Source organism: Pseudomonas sp. PDM26 (assembly GCF_019219185.1).
In the GTDB taxonomy this organism is placed as follows: Bacteria; Pseudomonadota; Gammaproteobacteria; order Pseudomonadales; family Pseudomonadaceae; genus Aquipseudomonas.
Map to the genome: position 1 here is coordinate 266784 of NZ_JAHUWC010000011.1, position 7270 is coordinate 274053.

General features: G+C 60.1%; 6 protein-coding genes and 1 pseudogene. 4 read left to right on the plus strand and 3 right to left on the minus strand.

Translation table 11 applies throughout. From position 1 onward, the window contains the following. Positions 1–75: 75 nt before the first annotated feature. Together coaD and KW849_RS21945 are read left to right on the plus strand one after the other, a co-directional pair. Positions 76–558, plus strand: a complete 483-nt coding sequence (coaD, locus tag KW849_RS21940) for a pantetheine-phosphate adenylyltransferase (protein ID WP_108217078.1) — start codon at positions 76–78, stop codon at positions 556–558. Between the two features lie 220 nt (positions 559–778). After that, positions 779–1030: a YfhL family 4Fe-4S dicluster ferredoxin gene (locus tag KW849_RS21945; RefSeq protein WP_003195146.1), complete on the plus strand. Its 252-nt coding sequence runs from the start codon at positions 779–781 to the stop codon at positions 1028–1030. A 114-nt stretch (positions 1031–1144) separates the two neighbouring features. On the opposite strand, the gene mutM is transcribed toward KW849_RS21945, so the two are convergent. Together mutM and KW849_RS21955 are read right to left on the minus strand one after the other, a co-directional pair. Beyond that, on the minus strand, positions 1145–1957 hold the full coding sequence (gene mutM, locus KW849_RS21950) for a bifunctional DNA-formamidopyrimidine glycosylase/DNA-(apurinic or apyrimidinic site) lyase (RefSeq protein ID WP_218431236.1): 813 nt from the start codon (positions 1955–1957) through the stop codon (positions 1145–1147). A 42-nt stretch (positions 1958–1999) separates the two neighbouring features. Next, the gene (locus tag KW849_RS21955) at positions 2000–2869 is read right to left on the minus strand and encodes an HDOD domain-containing protein (protein ID WP_218431237.1); all 870 of its coding nucleotides are present in this window, start codon (positions 2867–2869) and stop codon (positions 2000–2002) included. A 154-nt stretch (positions 2870–3023) separates the two neighbouring features. Here KW849_RS21955 and KW849_RS21960 point away from each other — a divergent pair, with 154 nt between their 5' ends. Continuing rightward, the gene (locus KW849_RS21960) at positions 3024–4220 is read left to right on the plus strand and encodes a class I SAM-dependent rRNA methyltransferase (RefSeq protein ID WP_103395796.1); all 1197 of its coding nucleotides are present in this window, start codon (positions 3024–3026) and stop codon (positions 4218–4220) included. 115 nt (positions 4221–4335) lie between these two features. On the opposite strand, the pseudogene KW849_RS21965 reads toward KW849_RS21960, so the two are convergent. After that, positions 4336–4794, minus strand: a pseudogene (locus tag KW849_RS21965) (transposase). 469 nt (positions 4795–5263) lie between these two features. Between KW849_RS21965 and ilvD the strand changes: the two are divergent. After that, on the plus strand, positions 5264–7105 hold the full coding sequence (gene ilvD / locus KW849_RS21970) for a dihydroxy-acid dehydratase (protein WP_218431238.1): 1842 nt from the start codon (positions 5264–5266) through the stop codon (positions 7103–7105). Positions 7106–7270: the final 165 nt, after the last annotated feature.

The window sequence follows — 7270 nt, forward strand, 5'->3', positions numbered from 1 at the left end:
CAACAGGCGACTTGGCCGACCGGGAAGGCTGCGATACCATCCGACTCCCCAACGGATTCCCGCCAGGACGACGCGATGAACCGAGTGTTGTACCCAGGTACCTTCGACCCTATTACCAAGGGCCATGGCGATCTGGTCGAACGCGCCTCGCGCCTGTTCGACCACGTGATCATTGCCGTTGCCGCGAGCCCCAAGAAAAACCCGCTGTTTCCAATGGAACAGCGCGTGGAACTGGCGCGCGAGGTCACCAAACATCTGCCGAACGTTGAAGTCGTCGGCTTCTCGACGCTGCTCGCGCACTTCGCCAAAGAGCAGAATGCCAACGTGTTCCTGCGTGGTTTACGCGCGGTGTCAGACTTCGAATACGAGTTCCAGCTGGCCAACATGAATCGCCAGTTGGCGCCGGACGTGGAAAGCCTGTTCCTGACCCCTTCCGAGCGTTACTCGTTCATTTCCTCGACGCTGGTCCGTGAAATCGCAGCCCTGGGCGGCGATATCACCAAGTTCGTCCACCCTGTGGTGGCGGACGCCCTGACCGAGCGCTTCAAGAAGAAATAACCCCCGCAAACTGTAGGAGCGAGCCGGCTCCGGGCGGCGTTCCGACGATGGACGTCAACAATAACGCGGGAAACCTGACACCTCGCGGCGTTCTCGGGTTCTTCGCCAGCAGGCTGGCTCCTACAGTACGTCGCACCTGCGTGCAACGCAGGCGCCAATGCGGCACAATTATGCGCATTGGTTTATTGCGCCCGGGCTTGCCGCCCTGGCTGGAGTTAGCATGTCCCTGATCATCACCGACGATTGCATCAACTGCGACGTCTGCGAACCCGAGTGCCCGAACGCCGCCATTTCCCAAGGCGAAGAGATCTACGTGATCGACCCGAACCTGTGCACCCAGTGCGTCGGCCACTACGATGAACCGCAGTGCCAGCAGGTCTGCCCGGTGGATTGCATTCCACTGGACGAAGCTCATCCGGAGACTGAAGAGCAGTTGATGGAGAAGTACCGGAAAATTACCGGCAAGGCCTGATCAGCTTAAAAGATCGCAGCCTTCGGCAGCTCCTACGGGTGTACACAAAAACCCGGTAGGAGCTGCCGAAGGTTCGGGCCGCGTTCGGACGATCTTTTGATCTTGCTTGACGTATCAGCTCTGACAACGCGGGCAAAAAACGCTGGCGCGCTGCCCGAGCTTCACTTCCCGCAGGCCCGTGCCACAGACCTTGCAATGTTCACCGCCACGGCCGTACACGAACAGTTCCTGCTGGAAATAGCCGGGCTGACCGTCGCCACCGATAAAGTCCCGCAGCGTCGTACCGCCACACTCAATGGCAGCCGCCAGGATGCGCTTGATCTCGATGGCCAGCTTCAAGTAACGCGCACGGGAAATGCTCCTGGCTTCGCGGCGAGGGTCGATCCCGGCAGCGAACAACGCTTCGGTCGCGTAGATATTGCCGACGCCCACCACCACCGCGTTATCCATGATGAATGGCTTGACCGCCATCGAACGTCCACGGGACAGCTGGAACAGGCGCTCGCCGTCGAACAGGTCGGTCAGCGGTTCCGGCCCCAGGCGAATCAGCAATTGGTGATTGAGCGGGTCGAGGCTCCAGAGCATCGCGCCGAAGCGCCGCGGGTCGGTGTAACGCAGGGCCAGGCCCGACTCCAGTTCGATATCCACATGCTCATGCTTGGCCGCCGGCAGCCCGGCCTCCACCAGGCGCAAATTGCCTGACATGCCCAAATGACTGATCAAGGTACCGACTTCGGCGTTGATCAGCAGGTACTTGGCGCGCCGCTCCACCAAAACGATGCGCTGCCCGGACAGGCGCACATCGAGGTCCTCGGGAATCGGCCAGCGCAAGCGACGATCACGCACGATCACCCGGCTGACACGCTGGCCTTCCAGGTACGGAGCGATGCCGCGACGGGTGGTTTCGACTTCTGGCAATTCAGGCATGATGCTCTCGGATCAGGCGCATGGCCTGGAAGGTTCCGACACTCAGCGATGAGTGCCGAGGTCGCGGATCGTCTGCTTGAGGGTCTCGAAGTCGTAGTCCGAGAGGCCGACATAATCGAGCACCAGCGGCGCGATGCTGTTCCACTCGTGATCATCGGTCTGGTTGCCCAGCACCCGATAAGAAGCACAAATATGCTCGGCCATCTTCAGGATCGCCAGCAGGTTCTTCAACGAACTATTGCGCGACGACTCATCGCTGAAGATCGCCAGGGCATTGTGGTGATTGGCGATCGCCGCGCTCACGTGCTCCGGCAGGCGCCACGACTTGGCCGTGTAATACCCGACCACCGAGTGGTTGGTATTGAACACCTGATTCTCCGTATCCACCACCCGGCATTCGGCACTGGCGCTGGCATAGGCCTGCTCCAGAACGCCCATGTAGTCGGGAAAACGCTGGAGCATCAAGGGTACTCCGCAGTCGTGGAACAAGCCCAGGGCATATGCTTCGTCGCCATTTTCAACGCCGATGCGCTTGGCCAGGGTCAGGCAGGTCATCGCCACGTCCTGGGCGGTGTCCCAGAAACGGTTCAGGGTGACAATGGTGTCGTCATTCATCTCGCCCTTGATCGACTGCGCGTTGATCAGGTTGATGACCGAGCGGCTGCCCAGCAGATTTACCGCGCGCTGGATCGAGGCAATCTTGTTGCTCAGGCCGTAATACGGCGAATTGACGATCTTCAGCAGGGAACCGGAAAGACCCGGGTCCTGGGAAATCAGTTTGGCGATGACTTCCAGATCCGGGTCGGGCATGTACTGCTCCATCTGCAAATCCACCATGATTTGCGGTTGGGCCGGTACGCTGATGCCCTGCAGGGCTTGTTGGATCTGTTCGCAAGTCAGCTCTTGGGACATTTGTGCACACTCTGGTGTCAGACGCCGATTCTAACCTTTATGAAGTTGGATCCGACATACCAAATCGCAAGACAACCCTCGCCACATGTCCATTCGCAGGCCAATCCGGGGGCTCAACACGCTATACTCCCGCTCTTTTTTCCGGAGCGACGACATGTCCCTGCCTAGCCTGCGCCTCAAAGCCAACGCCGACCGTCGTCTGCGCAACGGTCACTTGTGGGTCTACAGCAACGAAATTGATGTAGCCGCTACGCCTTTGCACGGTTTCAAGGCCGGCGACCAGGCGATCCTCGAAGCCGCCGGCGGCAAGCCGCTGGGCATCGTTGCCATGAGCCCGAACAACCTGATCTGCGCCCGTGTGCTGTCGCGCGACATCAAGTTGCCGCTGGACAAATCGCTGCTGGTGCATCGCCTGAACGTGGCCCTGTCCCTGCGCGATCGCCTGTTCGACAAGCCGTTCTATCGCCTGGTCTACGGCGACTCCGACCTGCTGCCGGGCCTGGTGGTCGACCGTTTCGGCGACATCCTGGTGGTGCAGATCGCTTCGGCGACCATGGAAGCCCATAAAGACGACGTGATCGCGGCGCTGACCCAAGTGCTCAAGCCAAGCGGCATCCTGTTCAAGAACGACTCCGCTGCCCGTGACGCCGAAGGCCTCACCCGCTACGTCGAAACCGTGTTCGGCCTGGTGCCGGAGTGGGTTGCCCTCGAAGAGAACGGCGTGAAGTTCGAAGCGCCGGTCATCCAGGGTCAGAAAACCGGCTGGTTCTACGACCACCGTATGAACCGCGCCCGCCTTGCGCCATACGCCAAGGGCAAGCGCGTGCTCGACCTCTACAGCTACATCGGCGGCTGGGGCGTACAGGCTGCCGCGTTCGGCGCCAGTGAAGTGTTCTGCGTCGATGCGTCCGCCTTCGCCCTCGACGGTGTCGAGCGCAACGCCGCACTGAACGGCTTCGCCGAAAAAATGACCTGCATCGAAGGCGACGTGTTCGAAGCCCTCAAAGAACTGAAAGCCAGCGAAGAGCGCTTCGACGTGATCGTGGCCGACCCGCCGGCGTTCATCAAACGCAAGAAAGACATGAAAAACGGCGAAGGCGCCTACCGCCGCCTGAACGAGCAAGCCATGCGCCTGCTCACCAAGGACGGCATCCTGGTCAGCGCATCGTGCTCGATGCACCTGCCGGAAGACGACCTGCAGAACATCCTGCTGACCAGCGCCCGTCACCTGGATCGTAACATCCAGATGCTCGAACGCGGTGGCCAGGGCCCGGATCACCCGGTGCATCCGGCCATTGCAGAGACGCGGTATATCAAGAGCATTACTTGCCGGTTGTTGCCGAATAGCTAACCAGAAAGCTGACTGTAGGAGCGAGCTTGCTCGCGATGGTCGTCAACGATAACGCGTTCATTCTGTATGAATGCGTTGCCCTCGGGTTCATCGCGAGCAAGCTCGCTCCTACAGATCAGAGCCAAATGGCATCCCATAGTGAGTAGTCACGAACACTGGTAACAAGTCCGGCTCGCAATGGGTTGGCAATAATGTATCGGGCAGCGGCTTTCAGATCTTCCTCTCGGCGTAGCGCCCGGTCGAAATAGCCTTTTTGCCATAGCGTCTCGTGGCAACCTCTCTCCTTGTTAATGGCACGAGCACTTCGAGACTTCGTCGTTTGCATCAACTTCGGTAAATCACCGTTGTGCAACTCAACCAGTCAGTGAAAATGATCCGGCATGACCACCCAGGCTATCGAAGTGGCATTGCCAGACTCCTGAGCTCTTTTGAATTCGTGCACCACCAAACGACCCATCCTCCAATCCTTAAAGAATTGTTGCCGTCCGTGTGTGACAGCAGTCAGCAGATAGATACGACCAGACTCTGACTGTCGACCCGTGCGTAAGCGATGACCATGGCTCGGGTTGGACATTCCGTTGTCCTCCTTGGCGAATGGAAGATAAACGGTAGGCGGGGCGAACGGGTTTGTCGCCATGACAGTGGATCTGGATGTATCGAACACATCTCCCTGTAGGAGCGAGCTCGCTCGCGATGGTCGTCAACGATAACGCGTTCACCCTGGATGAACGCGTTCCCCTCAGGTTCATCGCGAGCAAGCTCGCTCCTACAGAAAATCGTTCCATGAAGTTCCGCAGGCCTGTCCGCACGTCTTGTGAATGCTGCCTCCACGCTTGCAGCCATTCCCTCCAGCCGCCAGCCGTGTAGAATCGCGAACATTCATCGCCAGTCATCCCCGGCGGGTTTATGAGCTCAAGCTGAAGCGCGCGGCGATCCCGCAAAGTTATCGGCAACTTCCGGACACGCGGCCATTTCTGAGTGTTCCAGACGTCAATAGAAGCTCACTTCCCTTTTGATACCTGATTAGCCGCCCGGAGTGCTTCATGCCTGATTACCGCTCGAAAACATCCACCCACGGCCGCAACATGGCCGGTGCCCGCGCACTGTGGCGCGCCACGGGGATGAAAGATGACGACTTCAAGAAGCCGATCATCGCCATTGCCAACTCGTTCACCCAGTTCGTACCGGGCCACGTGCACCTCAAAGACCTGGGGCAACTGGTCGCCCGCGAGATCGAACGCGCTGGCGGCGTGGCCAAGGAATTCAACACCATCGCTGTCGATGACGGCATCGCCATGGGCCATGACGGCATGCTCTATTCGCTGCCGAGCCGCGAGATCATCGCCGACTCCGTCGAGTACATGGTCAACGCCCACTGCGCCGACGCGATCGTGTGCATTTCCAACTGCGACAAGATCACCCCTGGCATGCTGATGGCGTCCCTGCGCCTGAACATCCCGGTGATCTTCGTCTCCGGCGGCCCGATGGAAGCCGGCAAGACCAAACTCGCCTCCCACGGCCTCGACCTGGTCGACGCCATGGTGATCGCCGCCGACTCCAGCGCTTCTGACGAGAAAGTCGCCGAGTACGAGCGCAGCGCCTGCCCGACTTGCGGTTCGTGCTCCGGCATGTTCACCGCCAACTCGATGAACTGCCTGGTCGAGGCCCTGGGCCTGGCATTGCCGGGCAACGGTTCGACCCTGGCCACCCACAGCGACCGCGAACAGCTGTTCCTGCAGGCCGGCCGCACCATCGTCGAGCTGTGCAAGCGTTACTATGGCGAGAACGATGAGTCGGTGTTGCCGCGCAACATCGCCAACTTCCAGGCGTTCGAGAACGCCATGACCCTGGACATCGCCATGGGCGGTTCCACCAACACCATCCTGCACTTGCTGGCCGCTGCCCAGGAAGCCGAGATCGATTTCGACCTGCGCGACATCGACCGTCTGTCCCGTCAGGTGCCGCAACTGTGCAAGGTCGCGCCGAACATCCAGAAGTACCACATGGAAGACGTGCACCGCGCCGGCGGGATCTTCAGCATCCTCGGCTCGCTGGCCCGTGGCGGTTTGCTGCACACCCAGCTGCCGACCGTGCACAGCCGCAGCATGGAAGAAGCCATCGCCAAGTGGGACATCACCCAGACCACCGACGAAGCGGTGCACCACTTCTTCAAGGCCGGTCCGGCAGGCATCCCGACGCAAACCGCGTTCAGCCAGTCGACCCGCTGGGAAACCCTGGACGACGACCGTGAAAACGGCTGCATCCGCAGTGTCGAGCACGCGTACTCGCAAGAAGGCGGCCTGGCCGTGCTCTACGGCAACATCGCCCTGGATGGCTGCGTGGTGAAAACCGCTGGCGTCGACGAGTCGATCCATGTGTTCGAAGGCAACGCCAAGATCTTCGAGAGCCAGGACAGCGCCGTGCGCGGCATCCTTGCTGACGAAGTGAAAGAAGGCGACATCGTCATCATTCGCTACGAAGGCCCGAAAGGCGGCCCGGGCATGCAGGAAATGCTCTACCCGACTTCGTACCTGAAATCCAAAGGCCTGGGCAAAGCCTGCGCCCTGCTCACCGACGGCCGTTTCTCCGGCGGCACCTCGGGCCTGTCCATCGGCCACGCTTCGCCTGAAGCCGCTGCCGGTGGCGCGATTGGCCTGGTGCAGGACGGCGACAAGGTGCTGATCGACATTCCGAACCGCTCGATCAACCTGTTGGTCAGCGACGCAGAACTGGCTGCGCGCCGGGTCGAGCAGGACAAGAAAGGCTGGAAACCGGTGGAAGTGCGTCCGCGTAAAGTGACCACTGCACTGAAAGCCTACGCCCTGCTGGCGACCAGTGCCGACAAGGGTGCGGTGCGTAACAAGGCGATGCTCGACGGGCTGTAAGGCTTAACCGTTGAACAAAAAATGCCCCGCCATGTGCGGGGCATTAATGAGATGGTCACCCCCACACCCTGCGAGGGCTACGCTTTCGCAGGGTGTTTTGTTTTCGGAGGCCATCATCATGAGCGAGTCAGCGTTGATCGGTATCGATCTCGGCAAACACTGTTT

Bases quoted from the DNA above. Each gene is read 5' to 3' on its own strand.
- KW849_RS21955 (WP_218431237.1), bottom strand. From the start codon at position 2,869: ATGTCCCAAGAGCTGACTTGCGAACAGATCCAACAAGCCCTGCAGGGC.
- mutM (WP_218431236.1), bottom strand. From the start codon at position 1,957: ATGCCTGAATTGCCAGAAGTCGAAACCACCCGTCGCGGCATCGCTCCG.
- ilvD (WP_218431238.1), top strand. From the start codon at position 5,264: ATGCCTGATTACCGCTCGAAAACATCCACCCACGGCCGCAACATGGCC.
- KW849_RS21945 (WP_003195146.1), top strand. From the start codon at position 779: ATGTCCCTGATCATCACCGACGATTGCATCAACTGCGACGTCTGCGAA.
- KW849_RS21960 (WP_103395796.1), top strand. From the start codon at position 3,024: ATGTCCCTGCCTAGCCTGCGCCTCAAAGCCAACGCCGACCGTCGTCTG.
- coaD (WP_108217078.1), top strand. From the start codon at position 76: ATGAACCGAGTGTTGTACCCAGGTACCTTCGACCCTATTACCAAGGGC.